26 protein-coding genes, 1 pseudogene and 1 riboswitch are annotated in these 26,168 nt (G+C 55.7%); of the genes and pseudogenes, 12 read left to right on the forward strand and 15 right to left on the reverse strand.

All coding sequences use genetic code 11. The features are described from left to right. Positions 1–55: 55 nt before the first annotated feature. The gene (locus ACMWKK_RS00370; protein ID WP_112780841.1) at positions 56–1,966 is read right to left on the reverse strand and encodes an ATP-dependent DNA helicase; all 1,911 of its coding nucleotides are present in this window, start codon (positions 1,964–1,966) and stop codon (positions 56–58) included. Between the two features lie 133 nt (positions 1,967–2,099). Here ACMWKK_RS00370 and ACMWKK_RS00375 point away from each other — a divergent pair, with 133 nt between their 5' ends. Then, entirely contained in the window at positions 2,100–2,444 is a 345-nt protein-coding gene (locus ACMWKK_RS00375) for a RidA family protein (protein ID WP_023312193.1), read from the forward strand. Between the two features lie 6 nt (positions 2,445–2,450). On the opposite strand, the gene ACMWKK_RS00380 is transcribed toward ACMWKK_RS00375, so the two are convergent. Continuing rightward, complete coding sequence (locus tag ACMWKK_RS00380; protein ID WP_008500497.1) at positions 2,451–2,633, reverse strand: YoaH family protein; 183 nt, start codon at positions 2,631–2,633, stop codon at positions 2,451–2,453. A 61-nt stretch (positions 2,634–2,694) separates the two neighbouring features. On the opposite strand from ACMWKK_RS00380, the gene pabB reads away from it, so the two are divergent. The 4 genes from pabB to ACMWKK_RS00400 all read left to right on the forward strand — a co-directional run bounded on the left by pabB (position 2,695) and on the right by ACMWKK_RS00400 (position 7,883). Continuing rightward, positions 2,695–4,020 carry an aminodeoxychorismate synthase component 1 gene (gene pabB / locus ACMWKK_RS00385; protein ID WP_112780840.1) on the forward strand — a complete coding sequence of 442 codons (1,326 nt, stop codon included), beginning with the start codon at positions 2,695–2,697 and terminating at the stop codon, positions 4,018–4,020. A 6-nt stretch (positions 4,021–4,026) separates the two neighbouring features. Then, the gene (locus ACMWKK_RS00390; protein ID WP_045326689.1) at positions 4,027–4,605 is read left to right on the forward strand and encodes a CoA pyrophosphatase; all 579 of its coding nucleotides are present in this window, start codon (positions 4,027–4,029) and stop codon (positions 4,603–4,605) included. A gap of 184 nt (positions 4,606–4,789) precedes the next feature. Next, entirely contained in the window at positions 4,790–6,154 is a 1,365-nt protein-coding gene (gene sdaA, locus ACMWKK_RS00395) for an L-serine ammonia-lyase (protein ID WP_025756887.1), read from the forward strand. A 130-nt stretch (positions 6,155–6,284) separates the two neighbouring features. Next, a complete protein-coding gene (locus tag ACMWKK_RS00400) occupies positions 6,285–7,883 on the forward strand; it encodes an EAL domain-containing protein (protein ID WP_112780838.1) in 1,599 nt (532 codons plus the stop codon). A gap of 6 nt (positions 7,884–7,889) precedes the next feature. On the opposite strand, the gene yoaE is transcribed toward ACMWKK_RS00400, so the two are convergent. Beyond that, positions 7,890–9,449 (reverse strand): CNNM family cation transport protein YoaE, encoded by a 1,560-nt coding sequence (gene yoaE, locus ACMWKK_RS00405; protein WP_023312199.1) that lies wholly within the window; start codon positions 9,447–9,449, stop codon positions 7,890–7,892. Further along, positions 9,437–9,646, reverse strand: coding sequence for a protein YoaL (locus ACMWKK_RS00410; RefSeq protein ID WP_406542730.1), 210 nt, complete (start codon positions 9,644–9,646; stop codon positions 9,437–9,439). The genes yoaE and ACMWKK_RS00410 overlap by 13 nt, the downstream gene beginning before the upstream one ends. Before the next feature lie 265 nt (positions 9,647–9,911). Between ACMWKK_RS00410 and manX the strand changes: the two genes are divergently transcribed. The 5 genes from manX (at position 9,912) to mntP (ending at position 14,063) form a co-directional block, all read left to right on the forward strand. Then, positions 9,912–10,877 carry a PTS mannose transporter subunit IIAB gene (gene manX / locus ACMWKK_RS00415; RefSeq protein ID WP_112780837.1) on the forward strand — a complete coding sequence of 322 codons (966 nt, stop codon included), beginning with the start codon at positions 9,912–9,914 and terminating at the stop codon, positions 10,875–10,877. A gap of 46 nt (positions 10,878–10,923) precedes the next feature. Further along, a complete protein-coding gene (gene manY, locus ACMWKK_RS00420) occupies positions 10,924–11,724 on the forward strand; it encodes a PTS mannose transporter subunit IIC (RefSeq protein WP_008500490.1) in 801 nt (266 codons plus the stop codon). 12 nt (positions 11,725–11,736) lie between these two features. After that, positions 11,737–12,588 carry a PTS mannose transporter subunit IID gene (locus ACMWKK_RS00425; protein ID WP_006810994.1) on the forward strand — a complete coding sequence of 284 codons (852 nt, stop codon included), beginning with the start codon at positions 11,737–11,739 and terminating at the stop codon, positions 12,586–12,588. 54 nt (positions 12,589–12,642) lie between these two features. Beyond that, positions 12,643–13,101, forward strand: a complete 459-nt coding sequence (locus ACMWKK_RS00430; RefSeq protein ID WP_112780836.1) for a DUF986 family protein — start codon at positions 12,643–12,645, stop codon at positions 13,099–13,101. Between the two features lie 198 nt (positions 13,102–13,299). Next, positions 13,300–13,486, forward strand: a riboswitch (yybP-ykoY riboswitch). 10 nt (positions 13,487–13,496) lie between these two features. Continuing rightward, positions 13,497–14,063, forward strand: coding sequence for a manganese efflux pump MntP (mntP, locus tag ACMWKK_RS00435; protein ID WP_032642634.1), 567 nt, complete (start codon positions 13,497–13,499; stop codon positions 14,061–14,063). On the opposite strand, the gene rlmA is transcribed toward mntP, so the two are convergent. From rlmA to mgrB, 7 genes and pseudogenes are all read right to left on the reverse strand, one after another. Beyond that, entirely contained in the window at positions 14,060–14,875 is an 816-nt protein-coding gene (rlmA, locus tag ACMWKK_RS00440; protein ID WP_161656458.1) for a 23S rRNA (guanine(745)-N(1))-methyltransferase, read from the reverse strand. The genes mntP and rlmA overlap by 4 nt on opposite strands. A 190-nt stretch (positions 14,876–15,065) precedes the next feature. Next, positions 15,066–16,784 carry a peptidoglycan glycosyltransferase FtsI gene (gene ftsI / locus ACMWKK_RS00445; protein ID WP_045326697.1) on the reverse strand — a complete coding sequence of 573 codons (1,719 nt, stop codon included), beginning with the start codon at positions 16,782–16,784 and terminating at the stop codon, positions 15,066–15,068. A 219-nt stretch (positions 16,785–17,003) separates the two neighbouring features. Further along, the gene (gene cspE, locus ACMWKK_RS00450; protein ID WP_001062678.1) at positions 17,004–17,213 is read right to left on the reverse strand and encodes a transcription antiterminator/RNA stability regulator CspE; all 210 of its coding nucleotides are present in this window, start codon (positions 17,211–17,213) and stop codon (positions 17,004–17,006) included. Between the two features lie 13 nt (positions 17,214–17,226). Beyond that, positions 17,227–17,371 (reverse strand): annotated as a pseudogene (locus tag ACMWKK_RS00455) (DUF2627 domain-containing protein). A gap of 525 nt (positions 17,372–17,896) precedes the next feature. Continuing rightward, positions 17,897–18,886: an MBL fold metallo-hydrolase gene (locus ACMWKK_RS00460; RefSeq protein ID WP_112780834.1), complete on the reverse strand. Its 990-nt coding sequence runs from the start codon at positions 18,884–18,886 to the stop codon at positions 17,897–17,899. A 21-nt stretch (positions 18,887–18,907) separates the two neighbouring features. Next, positions 18,908–19,198, reverse strand: a complete 291-nt coding sequence (locus ACMWKK_RS00465) for a YebO family protein (RefSeq protein ID WP_112780833.1) — start codon at positions 19,196–19,198, stop codon at positions 18,908–18,910. A gap of 74 nt (positions 19,199–19,272) precedes the next feature. Then, entirely contained in the window at positions 19,273–19,416 is a 144-nt protein-coding gene (gene mgrB / locus ACMWKK_RS00470; protein WP_006175995.1) for a PhoP/PhoQ regulator MgrB, read from the reverse strand. Positions 19,417–19,577: 161 nt separating this feature from the next. Here mgrB and ACMWKK_RS00475 point away from each other — a divergent pair, with 161 nt between their 5' ends. Further along, positions 19,578–19,817: a YobH family protein gene (locus ACMWKK_RS00475; RefSeq protein WP_045326862.1), complete on the forward strand. Its 240-nt coding sequence runs from the start codon at positions 19,578–19,580 to the stop codon at positions 19,815–19,817. A gap of 65 nt (positions 19,818–19,882) precedes the next feature. Here the strand turns inward: ACMWKK_RS00475 and kdgR are convergent, their stop codons facing one another. Then, complete coding sequence (kdgR, locus tag ACMWKK_RS00480) at positions 19,883–20,674, reverse strand: DNA-binding transcriptional regulator KdgR (RefSeq protein WP_112780832.1); 792 nt, start codon at positions 20,672–20,674, stop codon at positions 19,883–19,885. Positions 20,675–20,853: 179 nt separating this feature from the next. Here kdgR and ACMWKK_RS00485 point away from each other — a divergent pair, with 179 nt between their 5' ends. Next, complete coding sequence (locus tag ACMWKK_RS00485; RefSeq protein WP_112780831.1) at positions 20,854–22,227, forward strand: MFS transporter; 1,374 nt, start codon at positions 20,854–20,856, stop codon at positions 22,225–22,227. Positions 22,228–22,277: 50 nt separating this feature from the next. On the opposite strand, the gene htpX is transcribed toward ACMWKK_RS00485, so the two are convergent. The 3 genes from htpX to proQ form a co-directional block, all read right to left on the reverse strand. After that, a complete protein-coding gene (gene htpX, locus ACMWKK_RS00490) occupies positions 22,278–23,159 on the reverse strand; it encodes a protease HtpX (protein WP_014884290.1) in 882 nt (293 codons plus the stop codon). A 193-nt stretch (positions 23,160–23,352) separates the two neighbouring features. Further along, positions 23,353–25,401, reverse strand: coding sequence for a carboxy terminal-processing peptidase (gene prc, locus ACMWKK_RS00495; protein WP_112780830.1), 2,049 nt, complete (start codon positions 25,399–25,401; stop codon positions 23,353–23,355). 19 nt (positions 25,402–25,420) lie between these two features. Then, entirely contained in the window at positions 25,421–26,107 is a 687-nt protein-coding gene (gene proQ / locus ACMWKK_RS00500; protein ID WP_014884292.1) for an RNA chaperone ProQ, read from the reverse strand. Between the last annotated feature and the right edge of the window lie 61 nt (positions 26,108–26,168).

Genomic DNA, 26,168 nt, shown 5'->3' on the forward strand with positions numbered 1-26,168 from the left:
CTCTCGCAAGGGTCAGTCACAAAATGGCGCGCATCTTAGCACACTCCGGGGTAAATTACTCCGCCGTTGGGTTTGCCAGGAAACGCACCGCGCGTTTTATGTCCCGCGTACGCGGCGCGGGCGGCAGGCTGGCGAGGAAGGTCGCCCCGTACGGGCGCATCACCAGCCGGTTATCGCAAATGACCAGCACGCCGCGATCGGTGACGTCGCGGATCAGACGTCCTACCCCCTGTTTGAGGGTAATCACCGCGTCCGGCAGCTGGACCTCATCAAACGGATCGCCCCCGCGCAGGCGGCAGTCTTCCATGCGCGCCTTCAGGAGCGGATCGTCCGGGGAGGTGAACGGCAGCTTATCAATGATCACCAGCGAGAGGGTGTCTCCCCGCACGTCGACCCCTTCCCAGAAGCTGCTGGTGGCGACCAGCAGGGCATTACCGGCGCTGACGAACTGCTGGAGCAGCTGGCCTTTGCTGGTTTCCCCCTGCAGCAGCACCGGCAGCGTCATGGTGGCGCGGAACTGCTCGGCGAGATCGCGCATCATGGCGTGAGAGGTGCAGAGCATAAAGCAGCGGCCGTTGTTGGCCTCGATCATCGGTTTTAACATCGCGGCCAGATGGCGCGCCGCGCCCGGCTGGTTGGGCAGCGGTAAATTACGCGGCACGCAAAGCAGCGCCTGTTTTTCATAATCAAACGGGCTGGGCAGCAGCAGCGACTCCGCCTGTTCAATGCCGAGGCGCTCGGTAAAGTGGTGCAGATCGTCATTCACCGACAGGGTTGCCGAGGTAAAGATCCAGCTGCCCGGCTTCTGCACCATCACCTCTTTAAATTTATCCGCTACCGTCAGCGGCGTCAGCGCCAGCGTGAAATGGCGCGAGGTGCACTCATACCAGTAGCTGTACCCCGGCTGGTTAATCTCTTTCAGCCGTTTGAGCCGCCCGCGATAGAGCGTAGCACGCTCGAAGGCGGCATCCAGCAGCGCCGAGCGGCCAAGCGACAGCTTCGCCACGTCGTAGCAGAGCTCAAGGGCGTCATCGAGCAGCAGCAGCGCGCGCTGAATATTTTTGTCCGCCAGCAGCTCGCGCAGGTTGCCGCGATAGCCGGGCTCGCCGAGCTGTAGGCGGAAATCCTGCGCGCTCTGCGCCAGACGGTCGGCGCACTTCTGCAGCTGCTGGGTATCCTTGAGTTCGGTCCGGTAGGCGATGGTGAAATCTTTCGCCAGATCCTGAAGCTGGCGGCTGGAAAGCGACTGGCCGAAGTACTGGCTGGCGATGTCCGGAAGCTGGTGGGCTTCGTCGAAGATCATCACGTCTGCCTCCGGGATCAGCTCGCCAAAGCCGCTGTCTTTGACCACCATATCCGCGAGGAACAGATGGTGGTTCACCACCACCACATCCGCATCCATCGCCTTTTTGCGCGCTTTCACCACGAAGCAGTCTTTATACAGCGGACAGTCGCTGCCGAGGCAGTTGTCGTTGGTGCTGGTCACCAGCGGCCAGGCGGGAGAGTCTTCCGGCACGCTCGCGCAGGTGCTGATATCGCCCTCTTCCGTCTGGTTCGCCCAGGCGCGAAGGACAATCACGTCGCTGAGGGTTTGCACCGGCAGGTCGCCGCCCGCCAGCGCCTGCTGCTCAAGGCGTTCCAGGCAGAGATAGTTGGAGCGCCCCTTCAGCAGGGCCAGACGACCTTTATATTTCAGCGCCTTTGCCACCGTGGGCAAATCGCGGCTGTAGAGCTGATCCTGCAGCGCCTTCGAACCGGTGGAAATAATCACCTTTTTTTTCGCCCGCAGCGCCGGCGCAAGGTAAGCATAGGTTTTACCCGTGCCGGTTCCGGCTTCAACCACCAGCGGCTGAGCCTTATCGATAGCGCGCGCAACGGCATGCGCCATCTGGCGCTGAGGCTCACGGGGTTTGAAGCCGGGAATTGCCTTCGCTAATTGACCTTCAGGGGAAAAATCGTCTGCCACGGTGCTCTCTCACTGTATTTTTGCACAGGGATTATGTCAGCCCATCCTCTCCTGTGCCACCCCAAATAGTGACGACGCCGGAACAATATGGCAGTCTTGCGGCCTGACGACGAAAAATAACGAGGAAACGTTTATGACAATTGTGCGCATTGATGCCGAAGCCCGCTGGTCTGATGTGGTGATCCATAACCAGACGCTCTACTACACCGGCGTACCGGCTAACCTGGACGCGGACGCGTTCGAGCAGACGGCTAATACTCTGGCGCAGATTGACGCGGTGCTGGAAAAACAGGGCAGCGACAAATCCCGCATTCTGGATGCGACGATTTTCCTGGCGAACAAAGAGGACTTCGCGGCAATGAACAAAGCCTGGGATGCGTGGGTGGTGGCGGGTCACGCGCCCGTACGCTGCACCGTACAGGCCACGCTGATGAAGCCGGAATACAAGGTTGAAATTAAGATTATCGCGGCGGTTTAAGCCCGATTACTCTTCATCTTCATCCTCAAAGCGCGCCACGATCCGCTCGCCGGTATGCGTGGCGCGCAGTTCTTCCGCCACCTGGGAAATCGCCTGTCCGCTGCTCATCCCCTGGGACATCAGTTCCTGAATTCGCTCAACCGCTTTCTGCTGCTGTTCATGGCTCAGAGAAGGTAAACCTGCAAACATCGTCAACTCCTGCTAAATTATTTGCGCTAATTATTTCACGCTGCCCGGTAGTATGCCACACATGAACATGCGCTTCCCCACTGTTATTACCCTGCCCTGGCGGACAGACGCCGCTGAATACTGGTTTGCCCGCCTGAGCCATCTTCCGTTTGCGATGCTGCTGCACTCCGGTCATGCGGACCATCCCTATAGCCGCTTTGATATTCTGGTTGCCGATCCGCTAAAGACGCTGACTACCGACGACCTGTCGTTAACGGACGATCCGCTGGCGCAGCTTCAGCACGACATTAACGCGCTGGGCTTATCTGCCACCCCCAACCCGGACCTTCCTTTTCAGGGGGGCGCGCTGGGCCTGTTTGGCTACGATCTGGGTCGCCGTTTCGAAACGCTGCCGGAGCATGCGCAGGCTGATATTGCCCTGCCAGACATGGCCGTGGGGCTGTATGACTGGGCGTTAATTGTCGATCACCTGAAAAAAACGGTTTCCCTGCTCAGCCACCGTGACGTGCAGGCGCGCCTGGCGTGGCTTGAGGCACAGCAGCCTGCACCTGCCGGGCCGTTCACGCTGACCTCCGGCTGGCGCTCGAACATGAGCGCCGCGGAGTATGCCGAGAAGTTTTCGCGCGTTCAGGCCTATCTGCAAAGCGGCGACTGCTATCAGGTGAACCTCGCCCAGCGTTTTCAGGCGACATACCGGGGAGACGAGTGGCAGGCCTTTACCCGTCTTAATGCCAGCAATAAGGCGCCCTTTAGCGCGTTTGTGCGTCTGGAACAGGGGGCCATACTTAGCCTGTCACCCGAGCGCTTTATTCATCTGGCCGAGGGCACCATTCAAACCCGTCCGATTAAAGGCACCCTGCCGCGCCTTGCCGATCCCGACGCCGACCGCCGGCAGGCGGAAAAGCTGGCCGCCTCGCCGAAGGACCGCGCCGAAAACCTGATGATTGTCGATCTGATGCGTAACGACATTGGCCGGGTGGCCGTTCCGGGCAGCGTCCGCGTGCCGGAACTGTTTGTCGTTGAGCCTTTTCCGGCGGTGCATCACCTGGTCAGCACCATTACCGCGCGGCTGCCCGATTCACGCACGGCCTGCGATCTTCTGCGCGCCGCGTTCCCGGGCGGCTCCATCACCGGCGCGCCAAAGGTGCGGGCGATGGAGATCATTGATGAGCTGGAGCCGCAGCGCCGCAACGCCTGGTGCGGCAGCATCGGCTATATCAGCCTGTGCGGCACGCTGGATACCAGCATTACCATTCGCACGCTGACCGCCTGCGACGGCAACCTTTACTGTTCGGCCGGGGGCGGCATTGTCGCCGATAGCCAGGTCGATGCGGAATATCAGGAAACCTTTGATAAAGTTAACCGTATCCTGCAACAACTGGAGTAATCACGGGTGGAAAAAGAGAACCTGACGCTGGATGACTTTTTATCTCGCTTTCAGCTATTACGACCGCAGGTCAACCGCGAGGCGCTGAACCCGCGCCAGGCGGCCGTGCTGATCCCGGTCGTGCGTCGTGCGCGCCCGGGCCTGCTGCTCACCCAGCGTTCCCCCCATTTACGCAAGCACGCGGGACAGGTCGCCTTTCCGGGTGGCGCGGTAGACAGCTCCGACGCCTCGCTGATTGCCGCCGCGCTGCGGGAAGCGCAGGAAGAAGTTGCCATTCCGCCGCAGGCCGTGGAGGTCATCGGCGTGCTGCCGCCGGTCGACAGCGTCACCGGTTTTCAGGTCACGCCGGTGGTGGGCGTTATCCCGCCGGGCCTGCAGTATCACGCCAGCGTCGATGAAGTCTCCGCGGTGTTTGAAATGCCGCTGGATGAAGCCCTCCGACTGAGCCGCTATCACCCGCTGGATATTCAGCGTCGGGGGCATGACCATCGGGTCTGGTTGTCCTGGTATCAGCATTATTTTGTCTGGGGCATGACGGCGGGCATTATCCGCGAGCTGGCGTTGCAAATCGGCCTGAAGCCTTGACTATACTTTACATTCCATCCTTTTTTACAGGTTTGCGATCGGCGTCGCGCTATTAGCAAAACCCATCGTTAACCATTAGTTTAATTCATGTGAATAGTTAAGCCGAGGTCGGTGTTCCCTCTTACACTATGCGCAGTTATAACATCGTTACTGGAACCCCGGTAACCCTGTCAGGAGTGTGAAAGTGATTAGTATATTCGACATGTTCAAAGTGGGAATTGGCCCTTCGTCTTCCCATACTGTTGGCCCGATGAAGGCCGGTAAACAGTTCGTCGATGATCTGGTCGAAAAAGGATTACTGGAAAGCGTTACCCGTGTTGCCGTAGACGTTTATGGCTCGCTGTCCTTAACGGGTAAAGGCCACCACACCGATATCGCCATTATTATGGGTCTGGCAGGCAATATGCCGGATACCGTTGATATTGATGCCATCCCGGCATTCATCCGCGACGTGGAAACCCGCGGCCGCCTGCTGCTGGCTAACGGTCAGCAGGAAGTCGATTTCCCGCAGGATGACGGCATGCGCTTCCGTAGCGACAACCTGCCGCTGCACGAAAACGGCATGACCATTCACGCGTTTAGCGGTGAAAAAGAGATCTACAGCAAAACGTACTACTCCATCGGCGGTGGCTTCATCGTGGATGAAGAGCACTTTGGCAAAGACAGCGTCGGCGACGTCAGCGTACCGTACCCGTTTAAATCGGCTACCGAGATGCTGGGCTACTGCAAACAGACCGGTCTTTCCCTGTCCGGCATGGTGATGCAGAACGAGCTGGCCCTGCACAGCAAAAAAGAGATTGAAGACTATTTTGCCAACGTCTGGCAAACCATGCGCGCCTGTATCGACCGCGGGATGAACACCGAAGGGGTTCTGCCGGGTCCACTGCGCGTGCCGCGTCGTGCCTCTGCCCTGCGCCGTATGCTGGTGACCACGGACAAGTTCTCCAACGACCCGATGAACGTGGTCGACTGGGTAAACATGTTTGCGCTGGCGGTGAACGAAGAGAACGCCGCCGGTGGCCGCGTGGTGACGGCGCCCACCAACGGTGCCTGCGGTATCGTTCCGGCCGTGCTGGCGTATTACGACCACTTTATTGAGCCCGTGACGCCGGACATCTATATCCGCTATTTCCTGGCGGCGGGTGCCATCGGCGCGCTGTATAAGATGAACGCCTCTATCTCCGGCGCTGAAGTGGGCTGCCAGGGTGAAGTCGGCGTGGCCTGCTCCATGGCGGCGGCGGGTCTGGCAGAGCTGCTGGGCGCAAGCCCTGAGCAGGTCTGCGTGGCGGCCGAAATCGGTATGGAACATAACCTCGGTCTGACCTGTGACCCGGTGGCGGGCCAGGTGCAGGTGCCGTGCATTGAGCGTAACGCGATTGCCTCGGTAAAAGCCATCAACGCCTCACGTATGGCAATGCGCCGTACCAGCGAACCGCGCGTATCGCTGGATAAGGTGATTGAAACCATGTACGAAACCGGCAAGGACATGAACGCGAAGTATCGCGAAACGTCCCGTGGTGGCCTGGCCATTAAGGTGCAGTGCGACTAATACTCGCTTTCGCCCATCTGCAACGGATGGGCGAATTTCCCTCTTCTTCCTCGTCTCCTTCTGCTTTCCCCACTACACTTTTACTGTTGCGTCCGGCTTTTGTAGCTGGTGGCTTATCAGGCGACCGTTCATGCAAACTGCACAAACGATCATTAAACACTATCGCCGAAAACGCATTATCGTCTGTGCGACGGTTGCGCTCCTTACGCTCATCCTGACGTTAGGCGTTCGCTTTATTTCCCAGCGCAATATTAACCAGCAGCGGATCCTTGATTTCACCAGCCACTCCGTTCGCGCCCTTGATAACGTACTGCTTTCTTTAGAGAACCACCGCAGCCTGCTCCAGCCCCTGGTGGGTCAGCCCTGCCCGCAGGCGCAGCTGACGTTGCGAAAGCAGGCCGCCATTTTGCAGACGGTACGCTCCATCGCCCTGATCAAAGACGGCGTCCTGTATTGCTCAAGTATTTTCGGCAGCCGCAATGTCCCCCTTCGTGACTTCCTGAAAGAATTACCCGACAGCACGGCGAAGCTGATTTTATCGACCGACCAGTGGCTGCTTAAGGGCAGCCCAATATTGATCCAGTGGTATCCCGTCTCTGCGGACGGTGAAGCAGGCGTCATTGAGATCGTCAATATCGATCTGATCGCCAAAATGATCCTGGAGCCCCAGCGCCCGCTCATCAATGACGTGGCGCTGACGGTGGGCGATCGCTTTCTGCGCTACGGACAACGCGTCACCGACAGCCTGACGTTTGATGCGAAAGGCACGCTTTTTCAGCAGTCATCAGTCCAGCACCCTTTCACCATTTCGGTCAGCGGACCAGGCCCTGGCGAATTAGCCTTTAAAAGCCTGCCAGCCCAGCTGCCGCTGGGGCTCATGCTCAGCCTGGTGCTGGGCTATCTCGCCTGGCTGGCCACGGCAACCCGGATGAGCTTCACGTGGGAGATCGATATGGGGATCGCGGGGCGGGAATTTGAACTTTTTTGCCAGCCGCTGGTGGATGCCCGAACCCAGGCATGCACCGGCGTGGAGATCCTGCTGCGCTGGAATAACCCCCGTCAGGGATGGATCGCCCCGGAGGTTTTTATCCCTCTGGCAGAAGAACATAACCAGATTGTACCTCTCACCCGCTATGTTATCGCCGAAACGGTGCGCCAGATAGGCTACTTCCCCAACAGCACCGGTTTTCACATCGGCATTAACGTCGCCGCCAGCCATTTCCGACGTGCGGTGTTGATACAGGACCTCAACCACCTCTGGTTCAGCGCCGGTCCGCGCCAGCAGCTGGTGATTGAACTGACGGAACGGGATGCGCTATTGGATGCGGATTATCGCATCGTGCGTGAACTGCATCGCAAAGGGGTGAAGCTCGCCATCGACGATTTTGGCACCGGGAACAGCTCTCTCTCCTGGCTTGAAAAGCTGCATCCGGACGTGCTCAAAATCGACCAGTCGTTTACCACGGCGATCGGCACCGACGCCGTGAATTCGACGGTGACGGATATGATTATTGCACTGGGCCAGCGGCTGAATATTGAACTGGTGGCTGAAGGGGTTGAAACGGAGGAGCAGGCGCGCTATTTGCGCCGCCACGGCGTGCCTGTCCTGCAGGGATTTTTCTATGCGCGGCCCATGCCGCTGCGGGATTTTCCGACGTGGCTGGCGGGGAGCGCATCCCCGCCAGCGCATCATAACGGGCACATTGTGCCCCTGATGCCGCTGCGCTAGGCAGACTTATTCATCTTCGTCGTGGGCAGATTGTTCTTTAACAATACGCACCATATCAACGCGATAGTCGTTGGCTTCGACGATGGTAATGTGCAGCGGCGCCAGCTCGATCACGTCCCCAACGCGCGGGATTTGCCCGTTAACGGCGATAACCAGACCGGCAACGGTCGCGATGTCTTCTTCGTCGTTGATGACGTTTTCCAGCCCCAGCGTGTGCGAGAGCGCGTGCAGGTCGGTTGTTCCTTTCACCAGCCAGCCTTCACCGTCGGCCACGATCTCTGGCGTTTCGTCGGCATCCGGGAATTCACCGGCAATCGCTTCCAGCACGTCCAGCGGCGTGACCAGCCCCTGCACCACGCCAAACTCATTGGTGACGATAACAAAGCTGCCGCGGGCGCGACGCAGCACCCCGAGCAGGTTGATCGGATCCAGCGTTTCCGGCACGACAATCGCAGGTGAGGCCGCAGCAACGGCTTCCACGTTGACGCCCTCTTCCAGCGCCACCAGCATCTCTTTCGCCCGCACCACGCCGATAATCTCGTCCAGCTCGCCGCGACATACCGGGAACAGGCTGTGTGGAGAAGAGAGCAGCTGCTGGCGAATTTCATCCACGCTCAGGTTAGCATCGACCCAGCTGATTTCCCCACGCGGCGTCATAATGCCGCGCAGCGAACGGGAGGCCAGGGAGAGCACGCCGTTGATCATGTAGCGCTCCTGTTCCACAAACGCCCCTTCGGGGACCGGAACCGGATTATGGTTTTCAGCATCTGACTGAACGTTCACCTGACGACGACCGCCCATCAGGCGCAAAATCGCGTCTGCGGTACGGGCGCGCAGCGGCTGATTCGACTGCTGCTTAATAAAGTTACGGCGCGCAATCTGGTTGAACAGCTCGATCAGGATCGAGAAGCCAATCGCGGCGTACAGGTAGCCTTTCGGAATATGGAAGCCAAAGCCTTCCGCCACCAGGCTCAGACCAATCATCAGCAGGAAGCTCAGACAGAGCACGACCACCGTCGGATGCTGGTTGACGAAGCGCGTCAATGGTTTCGAGGCCAGCAGCATCACCGCCATCGCAATGACGACGGCCGCCATCATCACCGGCAGATGGTTCACCATGCCGACCGCCGTGATCACCGCATCCAGCGAGAAGACCGCATCAAGCACCACGATCTGCAGCACCACCACCCAGAAGCTGGCATAGCCTTTGCCGTGCCCATCGTCATGCTGCCGGTTTTCCAGCCGCTCATGGAGCTCCGTCGTCGCTTTGAAAAGCAGGAATATCCCCCCGATCAGCATGATTAAATCACGGCCTGAGAAGGTGTAATCCATGACGGAGAACAGCGGTTTGGTCAGCGTGACCATCCAGGAGATAACGGAGAGCAGCCCCAGTCGCATGACCAGCGCCAGCGAGAGGCCAATCAGACGCGCTTTATCACGCTGTTTTGGCGGCAGCTTGTCCGCCAGGATAGCGATAAACACCAGGTTATCAATGCCGAGAACAATCTCCAGCACCACCAGCGTGAGCAATCCCACCCAGATTGACGGGTCCATTAAGAATTCCATGACAAGCTCCTGCTAAAGGAATGACGAAACGGTGCCCCACTCAACGTGGGCAAAACAGAGGCAAAAAGAGTCGGTACGTGGCGAGGATCGCCGGTGAAAAAGGCGCGAAATGGCCTGGCAGATGACTGACGTCGGTGACGGTCCATATAGTGGGCTGTAGCCCTATACTCCTGAATAATTAAACGGAGGCTAAACATATCAGAGACATTGTGTTTTTAGCAAAGATTTACGTTCCTTTGCAAAGTTCTGTAACACAGCGGCTTTACGCTACAGAGAAATCTGTAACGCGTGGCTAAATTACGGATCTTCATCACATAAATTATTTTTTCACTATCTAAAATAATTCGCGGAAGTCTTAGTTTTTAGAACTCTAACCCTTATCTGAATCGATTCGGTTCGCCAATACGATTCTCAGTACGCCTGCCTGGCAGGCGTATTAATGATAATAAAAGGAGGTAGCAAGTGACCATTGCTATTGTCATAGGCACACATGGTTGGGCTGCTGAGCAGCTACTCAAAACGGCAGAGATGCTGTTGGGCGAGCAGGAAAACGTCGGCTGGATCGATTTCGTTCCCGGTGAAAACGCCGAGACGCTGATAGAGAAGTACAACGCTCAGCTTGAGAAGCTGGATACCAGCAAAGGCGTGCTGTTTCTCGTTGATACATGGGGCGGCAGCCCGTTCAATGCTGCCAGCCGTATTGTCGTCGATAAAGAGCACTACGAAGTTGTCGCCGGGGTCAATATCCCCATGCTGGTGGAAACCTTCATGGCGCGCGACGACAATCCGTCGTTCGATGAGCTGGTTGCGCTGGCCGTTGAAACCGGTCGCGAAGGGGTAAAAGCCCTGAAAGCACAGCCGGTTGAAAAACCTGCCCCTGCACCCACAGCGGCACCGAAAGCGGCAGCACCGGCAAAACCGATGGGCCCGAACGATTACATGGTCATCGGCCTTGCCCGTATTGATGACCGCTTAATTCACGGCCAGGTTGCCACGCGCTGGACCAAAGAGACCAACGTTCGACGCATTATCGTCGTCAGCGACGAAGTGGCCGCCGACACCGTTCGTAAAACCCTTCTCACTCAGGTTGCTCCTCCTGGCGTGACCGCGCACGTCGTGGATGTCGCCAAGATGATCCGCGTTTACAACAACCCGAAATACGCGGGTGAACGCGTGATGCTCCTGTTCACTAACCCGACAGACGTTGAGCGCATTGTTGAAGGCGGCGTGAAAATCACCTCCGTGAACATTGGTGGTATGGCATTCCGTCAGGGCAAAACCCAGGTCAACAACGCCATTTCAGTCGATGCGAAAGATATCGAGGCATTCAACAAGCTGAATGCACGCGGTATTGAGCTGGAAGCCCGCAAGGTTTCCACGGATCAAAAACTGAAAATGATGGATTTGATCGGCAAAGTTGGGAAATAAGCCCGCGCCGGTTCTCATATAAAGTTTATGTAATAGGAGAAGTGCAATGGAGATTACCACTCTTCAGATTGTGCTGGTGTTCGTCGTCGCATGTATTGCGGGTATGGAATCCGTACTTGATGAATTTCAGTTTCACCGTCCTCTGGTGGCCTGTACGCTGATCGGGGCCGTTCTGGGTGACATGAAAACCGGTATCATCATCGGGGGTACCCTGGAGATGATCGCCCTTGGCTGGATGAACATCGGCGCCGCGGTTGCGCCCGATGCCGCGCTGGCCTCTATTATTTCGACCGTTCTGGTTATTGCCGGTCACCAGAGTATTGGTGCCGGTATCGCCCTGGCGATCCCGCTGGCAGCAGCAGGCCAGGTTCTGACCATCATCGTTCGTACTATCACCGTTGCCTTCCAGCACGCGGCGGATAAGGCGGCTGAAAACGGTAACCTCACGGCGCTGTCGTGGATCCACGTTTCATCCCTGTTCCTGCAGGCGATGCGCATCGCGATCCCGGCGGTTATCGTGGCAATCTCTGTCGGTACCAGCGAAGTCCAGAGCATGCTGAACGCCATTCCAGAAGTGGTCACCGGCGGTCTGAACATCGCGGGCGGTATGATCGTCGTCGTCGGTTATGCGATGGTCATCAACATGATGCGCGCGGGCTACCTGATGCCGTTCTTCTACCTCGGCTTCGTGACCGCTGCCTTCACCAACTTCAACCTGGTGGCGCTGGGCGTGATTGGTGCGGTGATGGCGATTCTCTACATCCAGCTCAGCCCGAAATATAACCGCGTGGCGGGTGCCCCAGCGCAGGCTGCTGGTAACAACGATCTCGATAACGAACTGGACTAACAGGTGAGCGAAATGGTTGATATGACAAAAACTACCACCGAGAAAAAACTCACTCCGGGTGATATTCGCGGCGTGTTCATCCGTTCTAACCTGTTTCAGGGTTCATGGAACTTCGAACGTATGCAGGCGCTGGGCTTCTGCTTCTCCATGGTGCCGGCGATCAAGCGCCTGTATCCGGAAAACAACGAAGCGCGCCGTCAGGCGATCAAGCGTCACCTGGAATTCTTTAACACCCATCCTTACGTTGCGGCCCCCGTACTGGGCGTAACGCTGGCAATGGAAGAGCAGCGTGCAAACGGCGCAGAGATTGACGATGGTGCCATCAACGGTATCAAAGTCGGTCTGATGGGGCCGCTGGCCGGTGTCGGTGACCCTATTTTCTGGGGTACCGTGCGTCCGGTCTTCGCGGCGTTGGGTGCCGGTATCGCGATGAGCGGCAGCCTGCTTGGCCCGCTGCTGTTCTTCATCCTGTTCAACGCCGTGCGTCTGTTAACCCGCTACTACGGTGTGGCCTACGGCTACCGTAAAGGGGTAGATATCGTTAAGGACATGGGCGGCGGCTTCCTGCAGAAACTGACTGAGGGGGCATCTATCCTCGGCCTGTTTGTCATGGGGGCGCTGGTGAACAAGTGGACGCACGTGAACATCCCGCTGGTGGTGTCGACCATCACCGGTCAGGATGGTCAGACCCGCGTCACCACCGTGCAGACGATTCTGGATCAGCTCATGCCTGGCCTGGTTCCGCTGCTGTTGACCTTCGCCTGCATGTGGCTGCTGCGTAAGAAAGTGAACCCGCTGTGGATTATCGTTGGCTTCTTCGTCATCGGTATCGCGGGCTACGCAGTCGGCCTGCTGGGTCTTTAAATTTAAATGCTATAGGCCGGGGGCTTGCCCCCGGTTTTTTTATATGGAGGATGAATGACTGTCACGGACATCGTACTGGTTTTATTTATTGCAGCCCTTCTGGCTTACGCGATCTATGACGAGTTCATCATGCCCCGCCGTCACGGCGAGACGCTGCTCTCCCTTCCCCTTCTGCGACGCGGGCGCGTGGATGCGTTTATCTTCGCGGGCCTCATCGTCATCCTTATTTACAACAACGTGACCAGCCATGGTGCAATATTAACCACATGGTTATTATGTGCGCTGGCATTAATGGCCGTTTATCTGTTCTGGATCCGCACGCCGAAAATCATTTTTAAATCCCGTGGTTTTTTCTTCGCCAACGTGTGGATAGAATATAACCGTATTAAAGAGATGAATTTATCCGAAGACGGCGTGCTGGTGATGCAATTAGAACATCGCCGCCTGCTTATTCGGGTTAAAAATATTGACGACCTGGAAAAGATATACAAGCTACTTGTTAAAACTCAATGAGTTAAATATATAGCCACGGCTATGTTCTGCGTTTATTTTGCGCATGAAATATAGCCAAAGCTATATTTTCTTCGTTAATTTTATCTCTATCTGTTAACGATATTTTTACGATTTAAGATAAATGAAAATCGTTATCAACAAGCATTTTAAATAATGCCTTTTCATTGTTGTTTTATATTCTCAAAATATGTTAAGGTTTCGCCCGTCGTTGGGGAGTAGCCGATTTCCTGCTCGCAGGAAATGTACGTGTCAACATACTCGTTGAAAAACGTGGCACGTACGGATCGCTTAGAGCACTTATGTGCGGCGCGATCAGGCGAGACCATAGATACATCAACTGCTGTTTACTGGGGGCAGTGATGTGTCATATGGATATCCCCGGTCTGGACGCTGTTATGAATATTTCCGCTACGATCCTCCTCGCTTTTGGCATGTCCATGGATGCATTTGCTGCCTCCATCGGAAAAGGCGCCACGCTCCACAAACCTAAATTCTCCGAAGCCCTGCGTACCGGCCTGATCTTTGGCGCTATCGAAACGCTGACGCCGCTTATCGGCTGGGGCCTTGGCATGCTTGCCAGCCAGTTCGTGCTGGAGTGGAACCACTGGATTGCATTTGTACTGCTGGTGTTTCTCGGTGGCCGAATGGTGATTGAAGGTTTTCGCGGCGGTAATGATGAAGACGAGGAGCCTCAGCACCGCCACGGATTCTGGCTGCTGGTTACCACGGCTATTGCCACCAGCCTGGATGCGATGGCCGTCGGTGTCGGTCTGGCATTCCTGCAGGTCAATATAATCGCCACCGCGCTGGCTATTGGCTGTGCGACGCTGATTATGTCCACGCTGGGCATGATGGTCGGACGGTTTATTGGCCCGCTGCTGGGTAAACGCGCCGAGATCTTAGGCGGTATTGTGCTGATCGGCATTGGTGCCCAGATCCTCTGGGCACACTTCGCGGGTTAATCTTCGCGCTGCCAGACGTGGATACTGAAATCCGTCTGGCAGCCAAATGTTGACTCTGCGCCTAACGTTTCCCACACTTCCGGTTTTGCCCGCCACGCGAACGGCGTCATCTGCAGCAGCGCGGTAGCCTCTTCCCCTTTCAGCGTCATGTCATACGCCACGGTCTGCTCCTGCTTCAGGGTAAAACCGGCCAGCCATTCAGAATGAGGGGCATGCAGACGCACGTCGTCGTAGATCAGCCCTTTCAGCTCAAGCAGATGACGCGGACCCGGCGTCACGGTGACCACCCATCCTCCCGGTTTCACCACGCGCGCCAGCTCCTCTGCCTTACAGGGCGCGTAAATACGGATAACCGCGTCCATGCTGGCATCGTCAAACGGCAGACGGTGGCTGGATGCCACGCAGAACGTCACGTCCGCATAACGCTTTGCCGCCGCGCGAATGGCCACTTTCGACACGTCCAGACCGAACGTCTGCGCGCCCTTCTCGCGGGCAACCTCTGCAAACCGCGCGGTGTAGTACCCTTCCCCGCAGCCGATATCGAGCACGGCGGTGGCTGAACCCGGCAGAATGTCATTGAGCATCTGCGCGACGGTCTCCCGCAGCGGCAGATAGTGTCCGGCATCCAGAAACGCGCGACGCGCCTGCATCATCTCTGCGCTGTCGCCCGGGTCGCGGGAGCGCTTATGCTGCACCGGCAGAAGATTCACGTAGCCCTCTTTTGCCCTGTCAAACTGATGCCCCTGCGGACAGGTATAACTTTTCTCTGAGTGCGTCAGGGGCGCGTGGCAAAGGGGACAGCTGAAGGACATGGTGACTCCGGAGCATAATCAAAGGGCTAAGTGTACCGCTATTCGCCCTGGTTATATACCCGTCATACTTCAAGTTGCAGGTGCGTTGGCTGCACTCACTCACCCCAGTCACGTACTTATGTACGCTCCCGGGGATTCGTTCCCTTGCCGCCTTCCTGCAACTCGAATTATTTTGGGTATAGACGCCCGGTTAACGCATAACGATAAGGTGGTCGGAACCCGCCGGCAGCCCGTCAGGTTTGACATTCTCCAGACGCAGCACGTTCCCCATAATCTCGCTGAAGACGGGCGCGGAGACGGCACCGCCGTAGTACGCCCCGTTTTGCGGATCGTTAATCACCACCACCAGAGCAAAGCGCGGATTGCTGGCGGGCGCAACGCCCGCGGTGTAGGCGACGTATTTATCGACGTACTTCCCGCTATCGTCAATTTTCTTCGCCGTACCGGTTTTCACCGCCACCCGGTAATCGCGAACGGCGGCCTTAACCCCCCCGCCGCCGGGCAGCGCAACGCTCTCCATCATGTGCTCCACCTCGTGCGCAATCTCTTCCGGCATGACGCGGTGCCCGATAACGGGGGGATCGATGCGGGTGATGGAGAGCGGACGCTCAAGCCCAAAGCCGCCAATCGTGGCGTAGACGTGCGCCAGCTGCAGCGGGGTCACCATCAGCCCGTAGCCGAAGGCAAAGGTCGCGCGATCGAGCTGGCTCCAGAATTTACGCTGCGGCAATAGCCCCGAACTTTCCCCCGTTAAGCCAAGCCCCGTATTTGTACCAAAACCGAAGTTTCGATAGGTATCAATCAGATGCTGGACGGGCATCGCCAGCGACAGCCGGGACACGCCGGTATCGCTCGATTTTTGCAGGATCCCGGTCATCGTCAACTCCGGATAAAAGCCCACGTCGCGAATGCGGTGCCCGTCAAGGGTATACGGGTGCGTGTCAATCACGCTGTCCGGCTGGACGAGCCCCTGCTGCAGAGCCGTCATCAGCACCAGCGGCTTGACGGTCGAACCGGGTTCGAACGTATCGCTGATTGCACGGTTGCGAAAATCGTTGATCGTCGCCCCTTCCCGGTTATTGGGGTTAAAATCCGGATAGCTCGCCATGGCGAGGATTTCCCCGGTTGGGATATTAATGAGCACCGATGCACCCGACTCGGCCTTGTTCCAGGCCACGGCATTGTCCAGCGCATCCTCGGTGATGGTTTGCAGCCGCTCGTCGATACTTAGCTGGATGTTATGCGCCGGTGTGGGGGCTATTTCGGTCAGGTTTTCAACCACGCGTCCATAGCGGTCTTCCCTGACCTGGCGCACTCCCGGCCTGCCGGTGAGCTGCGCGTTAAAGCTCTTTTCAACACCCTCAATGCCCTGCCCGTCAATATTGGTGAAGCCAATCAGGTTCGCAGCCACATGGCCGGCAGGATAAAAACGACGGGACTCATCGCGCAAGTTGATGCCGGGGAGATTCAGCTTGTCGATCCACTTTGCCTGCGCCGGATCGACCTGACGAGCAAGGTAAATGAAGCGCCCCTGTGGGTTGGCGTTGATGCGTGCCGAGAGTGTGTCGAGTGAGAGATGCAGCGCGCTGGCCAGCGCCTGCCAGCGCTCATCAGCGCCGACGCCCCCTTTTGCCAGCACCGTTTTAGGGTCGGCCCAGACGGCCCGGACGGGCACGCTCACCGCCAGGGGGCGGCCTTCGCGATCCACTATCATGCCGCGCGGCGCATCAATCGCCACCTGGCGGAGGGAGCGCATATCTTCCTGCTTCACCAGATTGTCAGGCTTGATGATTTGCAGCCAGGCCACGCGGCCCAGCAAAAAGGCCAGACTACAAAAAATAGCCAAACAGAGCAGCGCAAAACGCGCCGGTGTGAAATTTCCGGCGGTCGCGATCAATTTCTTCTTCACCTGAACCCCAGGGCTAGTAAACAACGCCCTGATTTAACGGGAAAAGATGCGTTAAGGGTGGCAAAACAGTGCTACTAACCTCGCAGCTTTGCAACAAGTTACTAACAGGACCGCAGATGGTAATATTTTGAAAGATAGCGGACATAAAAAAGCCCCGCGTTAAGCGAGGCTTTATGTCTGAGATTGAGGCGCAAGGCGCTTCAGTCAGCAGCGGTTCGATCAGATAGCAGTGACGTTAACTGCAGCTGGGCCTTTCTGGCCGTCCTGAATTTCGAACTCAACGTTCTGGCCTTCAGCCAGAGTTTTGAAGCCGTTACCCTGGATTGCAGAGAAGTGTACGAACACGTCTTTGCTGCCGTCAGCAGGAGTAATGAAACCAAAACCTTTAGACTCGTTGAACCACTTAACTTGACCTTTAATCTTTGCCATTTTGCAAAATTCCTTAGAGTGTTTTCTTAGCCCGCAGGCATTAACTGAGATAAAACTGAGACATTACTGCATGAGGCACTAATATAAGGTTCGGCAGAGAAGCGGTATTCAACGACAACGTGTTTACTCAGGACTTCTTTACTGAAAATGCCACACATAAACAGAACTGTACCTCGTTTGACCCAAAACGTGTTATCACACACTATGTTTAATATGGCAAGCCATTTTTAAACATGTCTCGATCCGCCGCACAAATTCGAACAGTGCCTGTCAGGTTTTGCACAATTATGCGCAACGCGTACAGACAGCTCTGCTGCGTCACAAAGACCCAGCGCTGCTTTCACAAGCGCTGTAATCTAAGACATTTTTAACATAGCTCAATCTTTACGAAGCGTCCAGCCAGCGGGAAAAGAAATCTTTCATCGTGATTGAGTTAGAACAATTTGTGAAAACTTATGCTTAAATCATTGTAACGCGACCAAATTGTTTCAGAAAAAAAACAGCGTTAATAACACACGCCTGGCTGTATTAAAATGCACCAGTTAATAAACAGCGTTATGCACCAAAATAATGAAATTTTTGTGACTCTGCATCAAAAACAGGCAAGCAAAACGTTTCGATAAAAATAAAACATTCCTGGGTGCGTTTAGGTAGAGAATATATGCAGCACCTTGTCGCTTCGTTTATAAGGATAAATATTCACCAATTTTCAGTATCCTGAAAAAATGATTAACTGGTGCTAAAATATCTAGTGCATTAGTTAACTCTCGAACAGGTTCATCCAGGGCGTCATCTGCCAGTTCAAACACGCCCCAGTGAACGGGAAACGCAAGAGGGCACCCCAACTGCTGCCATAATGCCACCGCAGATTGCGGATCCATATGATGGATAGCCATGAACCATCGCGGGGCATAGGCGCCGATCGGTAACGCGGCAGCATCGATATGTCCCAGACGCTCGGGTATCAACAGCAGTTCAGGCGTATATCCCGTATCGCCGCTGAACCAGAAACGATGCTGTCGCCCTTCCATCACCCAGCCGCACCACAATGAGCGATTGCGGTTCCATGGCGTGCGCATACTCCAGTGCTGTGCCGGGACGGCGGTCAGGGTCATCCCCTGCCAGGTGAAACTCTGCCACCAGTCGAGCTCAATCACGCGTTTTGCTCCCCGACGGCGAAACCAGTCGGCAAGACCTAACGGAACAAAGAAACTGACGTCGGGAAAGCGTTTGAGGATACGGCGAATGGTCGCGTCATCGAGATGATCGTAATGATTATGAGAGATGACAACCGCATCAAGCTGGTGAAGTTGTTCGACGTACAGTGCGGGCGGCGTTTTGCGCTGTGGTCCCAGGAAAGGGAGCGGAGAAGCGCGACGTGAAAAAACCGGATCGGTTAGAAGAATATTGCCGTCCATCTGGAGCAACACGCTCGCGTGTCCGAGCCACCACACCCCATCTTCCTGAGGCTGCGTAAGCTCAACCGGTTGCCACCACTGGCGGATAAAGTCTGCATAGCCCAGCGCGGGTGGCTTCGGCAAACCGGCCTCTTTACGCGCTTTACGCCAGCGGTCCAGATCGCCGGGTTGATGGCCGACAGGGGCGGTATTACAAAAACCGTTTGGGGTGTGATGTTTCAGGGAGGGGTCATACCAGGGATTTTTCCAGACCACAGCCACCTCCCCGCATCAAAATTAACGCTCAGCCACCAGGCGGATAAAGTCGTCTTCGTCTTTCATCTCTTCAGCGACCGCGTCTTTAGACACGCTTTTCTCTTCTGGTTCGTTAGCCTCACACAGACGGCGTAGCAGCGCGTTCTGACGTTTTTGCTGATCGAGCAGCGCTTCCAGCAGTTCGATCTGCTCGTTGGTACGTGAACTGGCGCGGTTCACGAAGAACCAAATGACCAGCCCTACAAGCAGAACAACCAAAGAAATCATCAGGGATGCTATATTCAGCAGCCCTGAATTCAGTAACTCACCCATTTCACCACCTCAATAAAAACGTCTATTTTACCACTGGCGCGAAGGAAGGAAATCACCTTGAGAAAAAATGCGTGTTACCACGGAATAAACTTGTTAATCGCGCAAACGCCGCTAAAAAACTGTACATCCTGATCGCACATCACGTTGATCGTCTGCGTCCATAACACCACGCACGCTATCAGCACGATAATCAGAATTACCCAGCGTATTTTTTTCACTCCACACTCCGTCAAAAGATCTGATGCAAGAACGTTATCACGTTGACCTTAAACAAGGGCTAACTGCGCTTCCATCGCGTCTCTTTTCAGAATCCTGCACTTGTTTAACCGCCTGAACCGGTTACGCTAGCATTATGATAAAAACGAAAAAAGAGGAAATGATGCGATTCATCACTCGAACAATTATTGCACTGGCCCTTGTCTGGATTGGTCTTCTGCTAACGGGTTATGGCGTGCTGGTGGGAAGCACCGAAAACGCTGCCGGGTTAGGCATTCAGTGTAAATACTTAACAGCACAAGGGATGAGCTCTGCGCAATATCTGCATACCGACAGCGGGATCGTGGGCTTAACCCACTGCCCCGTGCTGCGTAAAACATCCGTCGTCATTGATAATGGTTAATCAGCCGGGTAAGTGAAGGATAAAAAAACGCCGCAACGGATGCGGCGTTTTTTATACGAGAAAAATTAAAACGGATAGTCGTGATAACCCATCTGTTCAGAAATCTTACGCGCGGCTGTGTGCAGAATCGCCACATACTCGTGCAGACGTTCCTCGGAGAAGCGTAAGGTTGGGAAAGAGATACTTAAGCCCGCGATCACCACGCCAAAGCGGTCAAACACCGGAACGCCGATACAGCGCAGCCCCTCTTCCTGCTCTTCATTATCTTCGCCATAACCCTGCTCGCGTACGCGATCGAGCACCGTTAACAGCGCGTCGGTGCTGGTAATGGTTCGTGCAGTACTTTGCTTGTAGTCGACGCCTTCGAGGATCTGCTTCACTTCCTCACGATCGCGCCACGCCAGCAGCACCTTACCGATGGCGGTACTGTAGAGCGGGTTGCGACGACCAATCCGCGAATACATGCGCAGATTGTACATGGAGTCGATCTTATGGATGTAAACAATGCTGTCTTCATCCAGCGCGCCGAGATGGATGGTCTCTTTGGTCAGGCGAGAGATTTCGCGCATCTGAATATCGGCGCTGCGGATCAGGTCAACATTTTGTAGCGCCCTGGCACCCAGCTCAAACAACTTCAGCGTCAGAGAGTATTTTTCAGATTCGCCTTCCTGCGCAACGTAGCCCAGCGACTTCATGGTCTGCAAAAAGCGATAAACGGTGCTTTTTGACATCATCACGCGCTGCGATAACTCTGTAATACCTATTTCACGCTCTTCTCCCAGCGCCTGTAAGATGCCAAACACCTTCAGCACGGAAGAAACTGAATCTGGCTGTTTATCCAAATCCGCAATAGCCATTTACCACCTCATAGAGAGTGTTTTATAAAAATCAGAACCGGTTTTTATTATAAGTTCCCGTCATGTCACCTGCAATCAATCCGCGTTTACTTCGTTACAAATCTGCGACATATCACCGCTGTAACAGTGCTAAAATAGTTACCCTGAGAATAATTTCACGCTGAGCTTTTTTAATCCCAATGGAAAAGACCCTTTCCGATGGCCTGCCTTTACCCCAGCGGTATGGCGCTATAGCGACCATCATTATCGGTATCTCAATGGCCGTCCTTGACGGCGCAATCGCGAACGTTGCCCTGCCAACCATCGCCAGCGACCTGCATGCCTCTCCCGCCAGCTCGATATGGATTGTTAACGCCTATCAGATTGCCATTGTGGTTTCCCTGCTCTCGTTCTCTTTTCTGGGCGATATGTTTGGCTACCGTCGGGTGTACCAGTGCGGTCTGGTGGTGTTTACCTTCACGTCCCTGCTTTGCGCCCTTTCAGATTCGCTGCATACCCTGACGCTGGCCCGCATCGCACAGGGTTTTGGCGGCGCGGCGCTCATGAGCGTAAACACGGCATTGATCCGCCTCATTTATCCGCAGCGTCATCTGGGGCGCGGCATGGGGATAAACTCGTTTATTGTCGCCGTCTCGTCAGCCGCCGGGCCAACGATTGCGGCAGCGATCCTTTCCGTTGCGTCATGGCAATGGCTGTTCGCCATTAACGTGCCGCTGGGTATCGCCGCCATCTTCTTTGCCCTGCGCTTTCTTCCTGCTAACGGCCCCAAAAGCACCATGCCGCGCTTCGATGTGGCGAGTGCGGTGATGAATGCCCTGACCTTTGGCCTGCTGATTACGGCGCTGAGCGGCTTTGCGCAGGGACAATCTCTGTTACTCACTGGCGCTGAGCTCATCGCCCTGCTGGCGATCGGCTTCTTCTTTGTTCGGCGCCAGCTCGCGCTCCCGGTGCCTTTACTGCCCGTTGACCTGCTGCGTATTCCCCTCTTTTCGCTCTCCATCTGCACGTCAGTCTGCTCGTTCTGCGCCCAGATGCTGGCTCTGGTTTCTCTGCCCTTCTTTCTGCAAGGCGTGATTGGCCGTTCAGAAGTGGAGACCGGCCTGCTGTTAACCCCCTGGCCGCTGGCGACGATGGTGATGGCGCCGCTGGCAGGTTACTTAATTGAACGCGTCCATGCCGGTTTACTCGGCGCGCTGGGGCTGGCGGTGATGGCGACAGGCCTGTTCGCGCTGGCATTGCTCCCGTCATCACCAACCGATCTGGACATCATCTGGCGCATGATCCTGTGCGGCGCGGGGTTTGGGCTATTCCAGTCCCCCAATAACCACACCATTATCACCGCCGCGCCGCGTCATCGCAGCGGAGGTGCCAGCGGCATGCTGGGGACCGCGCGCCTCCTGGGACAAAGCAGCGGGGCGGCGCTGGTCGCCCTGATGTTTAACCTCGCCGGACAAAACGGCAACCATGTTGCGCTTCTGACCGCAGGTGCCCTTGCCTCCCTCGCCGCAATCGTCAGCGGCCTCCGCGTGACCCAGCCCAGAGTTCAGGCATAAAAAAAGCCGGGCGGAGTGAACTCCTGCCCGGCTTATTAATGTTCGTTCCGTTACTTCAGGTATTCCCCACTGCGCAGCGCTTCGATACGTTTATCCAGCGGCGGGTGAGACATAAACAGCTCGCTCAGCGACTTGGATTTCCCGTTGATGCAGAAGGCCATCATGCTGTTCGCTTCCTGCGGCTCGTAGCTGGTTTTAAGACGCTGCAGCGCGGCAATCATCTTCTCTCGCCCTACCAGCTTCGCCGAGCCGGCATCCGCGTGGAATTCACGGTGGCGGGAGAACCACATGGTGATGATGCTGGCCAGAATACCGAACACCAGTTCCAGAACCATCGACACGGCGAAATAGATCAGCGGGTTACCGTTGCTCTCTTCACCTTCGTCGCGGTTGCCGCCCATAAAGCCAGCCGCAATCTGCGCCAGGATACGGGAGATAAAGATCACGAAGGTGTTCACCACGCCCTGAATCAGGGTCATGGTCACCATGTCACCGTTAGCGATATGGCTGATTTCGTGGGCAATTACCGCTTCAGCTTCGTCACGGCTCATGTTTTGCAGCAGTCCGGTGCTGACGGCAACCAGGGATGCATCGCGACGCGCACCCGTGGCAAACGCGTTGATGTCCGGAGCATGGTAAATCGCCACCTGCGGCATGGCGATCCCGGCCTGACGGGATTGCTGAGCCACCGTATTCATCAGCCACTGTTCCATATCGTTACGCGGCTGTTCAATAACCTCACCGCCTACCGATTTCAGTGCCATCCACTTCGACATCAGCAGGGAGATGAACGAGCCACCAAAACCAAACAGCAGCGCCATAATCAACAGACCCTGAACGCTGCTCGACTGAATTCCTGTCAGGCTTAGCACGAGCCCGAAAACCACCATGACCGCCAGGTTGGTGAGCAGGAAGAGCGCGATTCGCATCATAATTTTCTTTTTACCTCAGTTTAACAAAACGCACTATGCGATTACCCACATCGTATGGGTATTGCGGCTATTTTCAAGCATCCGGCGTGCGTAAGTCACCAGAAAGACACAACTTTACACAATTGGAAATCTGGCTGACGGAAGGATAAAGAACAAAAAGAAACAGGCACAATCTCTTGTGCCTGTTGGGAGGTTATTTTGCCGGAGCGGGCTGTACGGCAGGTTTCTCTTTTTCCTGATTCGCCAGGTCGAGAGCGATATGCACCGTCTCGTCCAGATACGGATCCGGCTCCTGGTAATCTTTTGGCAGATCGTCCAGTTTCTTGAGCAGAGGCTTGCCTTCACGCTTGAAGCGATCGTTGATACGCGCCAGGCGGGTTGCATCGTCTTCGTTGTTCTCTTTCTCACGCTGCGCGTAGTTAAGAGACACGATATTCCGCTTATCCTTCAGGGCATTGAAACGTGCAATGTCCTTCATGATGTACTGGAACTCCGGATCTTTCGCGATGCGGTCGTTATGCGCTTTCAGCAGTTCAGGGCCAAATTGCGTCATATCCCCCGCCTTCACGTAGGTCGCGGCATTGATGCTGTCCCACGGCAAGGCGTTATCTTCAAACTTCTCGCCAGTTTCCGTCTCTTCCGTGCCTGTCGGCATCATGATGTCCGGCGTAACGCCCTTACGCTGCGTACTGCCGCCGTTCACGCGGTAGAATTTCTGAATGGTGTACTGAACCGAGCCCAGCGCAGGCCATTCCGGACGCAGCATCTGATCGTAAATACGATTCAGAGAGCGGTACTGCTGAACGGTGCCTTTCCCGAAGGTCGGCTCACCGACGATCAGCGCACGGCCGTAGTCCTGCATTGCCGCGGCGAAGATCTCAGACGCGGAGGCACTGAAGCGGTCAACCAGCACCACCAGCGGGCCTTTGTAGTAGACCACCCCGTCGTTGTCGGCATCTTCACGCACTTTACCGTTGTTATCGCGCACCTGAACAACCGGACCAGATGGGATGAACAGACCGGAGAGGGAAACCGCTTCCGTCAGCGCCCCGCCGCCGTTGCTGCGCAGGTCGATGATGATGCTGCTGACGTTCTGCTTTTCAAGCTTCTGCAGCTGAACTTTGACATCGTCAGTCAGCCCAACGTAGAAGCCAGGAATATCCAGTACGCCCACCTTCTCTTTACCCACGGTTTTCACCGACATTTTCACCGCGCGGTCTTCCAGACGGATACGCTCGCGGGTCAGGGTAACGATACGGGTTTTGGTGCCTTTACCGGCTGGCAGAATTTCCAGACGAACCTTGCTGCCTTTCGGCCCTTTGATCAGCGCAACCACGTCATCGAGACGCCAGCCGATCACATCAACCATGCTCTTGCCGGTTTGTCCTACACCCACAATACGATCGCCTACGCTAATCGCTTTGCTTTTGGATGCCGGGCCGCCCGCGACCATCGAATTGATCACCGTGTAATCATCGTCCATCTGCAGCACCGCGCCGATACCTTCCAGAGACAGGCTCATTTCGGTATTGAATTGTTCAGTGTTGCGCGGAGAGAGATAGTTGGTGTGCGGATCGATTTCGTGCGCAAAGGCCGTCATGGCCAGCGAGAAAACATCCTCACTGTTGGTCTGAGCCAGGCGACGAATGGCAAATTTGTAACGGCGCGTCAGCGTGTCACGGATCTCTTTTTCGTCTTTGCCGGTGAGCTTAAGGCTCAGCTCGTCATATTTAACCTTTCCGTCCCACAGCGAATTCAGCTCGGCTTCATCTTTCGGCCAGGGGGCTTTGCTGCGGTCCAGGTTATAGGTGTCGTTGCCGGTGAAGTCCATTGGACGTTCAAGCACTTTCAGCGCGTACTGATAGCGTTCAAAGCGGCGCTTTTGCGACAGGTTGTAGAGATCGTAGAACAGATCCAGCTTGCCTGAACGCAACTCGTCACCCACTTCGGATTTGCGCTTCGCGAACTGCTCGACATCGCTGGCGAGCAAAACGTTATGGCTGTAATCCAGCAAGTTCAGATAGCGGTCAAAGATTTTGGCCGAAAAGGCCTGATCGAGATCGAACTGACGATAGTGCGAGCGGGTAAAACGTGAGGTCACGCGCTCGCTCACCGTCGCGTGCTGCGTCTCTTCCTTGAGTACCGGAATTTGATCAACACGCGTGATATCGTCCACTGCAAAAGCGTGACCTGTTATAGCAAACAGGCCCGCCAGCGCGGTGAGCTTAAAAAAAGTGTTCATGCCAGGCTTGGCCTCCGTTTCAGAACAACAAGTGTTCTGCGCGTACAATCATTGACATACCAGAAGTCAGCTGTACACGAACGCCATCTTTGGTGATTTCCAGTACGGTGGCGTCCATAGCATTGTTACCCGCTTTGACCTTCAGCGCCTGACCTACGCTCAGGGCGTTAATGTCAGAAACCGGAGTGTGGCGCGGCTCTTCACGAGGCGCACGCGGGGCTTTTGCTGCTGGTTTGTCTGCACGCGGTTTGCGATCGTTATTATCGTGACGACGCGGCGCAGGGCGTGGTTTACGCTCGCGGCGAGGCGCTTCTTCCTGGCCGTTTGCCGCGGCGGCTTCGCGTTTTTTCGCTTGCTGTTCTGCACGTTGTGCCTGAACGCGTGCTTTGGCTTCTTCAAGCTGCTTGCGCGCGTGCTCAACGTGCTGTTCGTCCAGCTCACCACACGGGTTGCCGTCGAGATCCACACGGGTCGCGCCAGGTTTGATACCGTACAGGTAGCGCCAGCTCGAAGTATAAAGACGTAAGGCGGAACGCAGCTGAGTTTTGCTGAGGTTCATTTCCCCTTCAACGCGGGCCACCAGATCCTGAAAAATACCGACTTTCAGGGGACGAGCTTCACCTTCCGCGCTGAAGCACTGCGGGAAACGCTCGGCCAGAAATGCGATAACTTCTTTACTGCTATTCAACTTAGGTTGATTTTCCATGAAATTTCCTGATTACAACGGACGTTGCCAACAAGCGCAGGCATGAACAGGCGTCATTATA

Origin of the sequence: Enterobacter sp. 01-M-03-SI-ECC, from assembly GCF_047530215.1 — a bacterium.
Lineage (GTDB): Bacteria > Pseudomonadota > Gammaproteobacteria > Enterobacterales > Enterobacteriaceae > Enterobacter > Enterobacter chengduensis.

Excerpts from the sequence above, each read along its gene's own strand:
- pabB (WP_112780840.1), top strand. The coding sequence starts at position 2,695 with ATGAACATGCGCTTCCCCACTGTTATTACCCTGCCCTGGCGGACAGAC.
- rlmA (WP_161656458.1), bottom strand. The coding sequence starts at position 14,875 with ATGTCCTTCAGCTGTCCCCTTTGCCACGCGCCCCTGACGCACTCAGAG.
- cspE (WP_001062678.1), bottom strand. The coding sequence starts at position 17,213 with ATGGCAAAGATTAAAGGTCAAGTTAAGTGGTTCAACGAGTCTAAAGGT.
- proQ (WP_014884292.1), bottom strand. The coding sequence starts at position 26,107 with ATGGAAAATCAACCTAAGTTGAATAGCAGTAAAGAAGTTATCGCATTT.
- ACMWKK_RS00410 (WP_406542730.1), bottom strand. The coding sequence starts at position 9,646 with ATGTTTAGCCTCCGTTTAATTATTCAGGAGTATAGGGCTACAGCCCAC.
- kdgR (WP_112780832.1), bottom strand. The coding sequence starts at position 20,674 with ATGGCTATTGCGGATTTGGATAAACAGCCAGATTCAGTTTCTTCCGTG.
- htpX (WP_014884290.1), bottom strand. The coding sequence starts at position 23,159 with ATGATGCGAATCGCGCTCTTCCTGCTCACCAACCTGGCGGTCATGGTG.
- ACMWKK_RS00465 (WP_112780833.1), bottom strand. The coding sequence starts at position 19,198 with ATGGGTGAGTTACTGAATTCAGGGCTGCTGAATATAGCATCCCTGATG.
- ACMWKK_RS00475 (WP_045326862.1), top strand. The coding sequence starts at position 19,578 with ATGCGATTCATCACTCGAACAATTATTGCACTGGCCCTTGTCTGGATT.
- ACMWKK_RS00485 (WP_112780831.1), top strand. The coding sequence starts at position 20,854 with ATGGAAAAGACCCTTTCCGATGGCCTGCCTTTACCCCAGCGGTATGGC.
- prc (WP_112780830.1), bottom strand. The coding sequence starts at position 25,401 with ATGAACACTTTTTTTAAGCTCACCGCGCTGGCGGGCCTGTTTGCTATA.
- ACMWKK_RS00425 (WP_006810994.1), top strand. The coding sequence starts at position 11,737 with ATGGTTGATATGACAAAAACTACCACCGAGAAAAAACTCACTCCGGGT.
- yoaE (WP_023312199.1), bottom strand. The coding sequence starts at position 9,449 with ATGGAATTCTTAATGGACCCGTCAATCTGGGTGGGATTGCTCACGCTG.
- mntP (WP_032642634.1), top strand. The coding sequence starts at position 13,497 with ATGAATATTTCCGCTACGATCCTCCTCGCTTTTGGCATGTCCATGGAT.
- manY (WP_008500490.1), top strand. The coding sequence starts at position 10,924 with ATGGAGATTACCACTCTTCAGATTGTGCTGGTGTTCGTCGTCGCATGT.
- ACMWKK_RS00380 (WP_008500497.1), bottom strand. The coding sequence starts at position 2,633 with ATGTTTGCAGGTTTACCTTCTCTGAGCCATGAACAGCAGCAGAAAGCG.
- ACMWKK_RS00375 (WP_023312193.1), top strand. The coding sequence starts at position 2,100 with ATGACAATTGTGCGCATTGATGCCGAAGCCCGCTGGTCTGATGTGGTG.
- ACMWKK_RS00400 (WP_112780838.1), top strand. The coding sequence starts at position 6,285 with ATGCAAACTGCACAAACGATCATTAAACACTATCGCCGAAAACGCATT.
- ACMWKK_RS00430 (WP_112780836.1), top strand. The coding sequence starts at position 12,643 with ATGACTGTCACGGACATCGTACTGGTTTTATTTATTGCAGCCCTTCTG.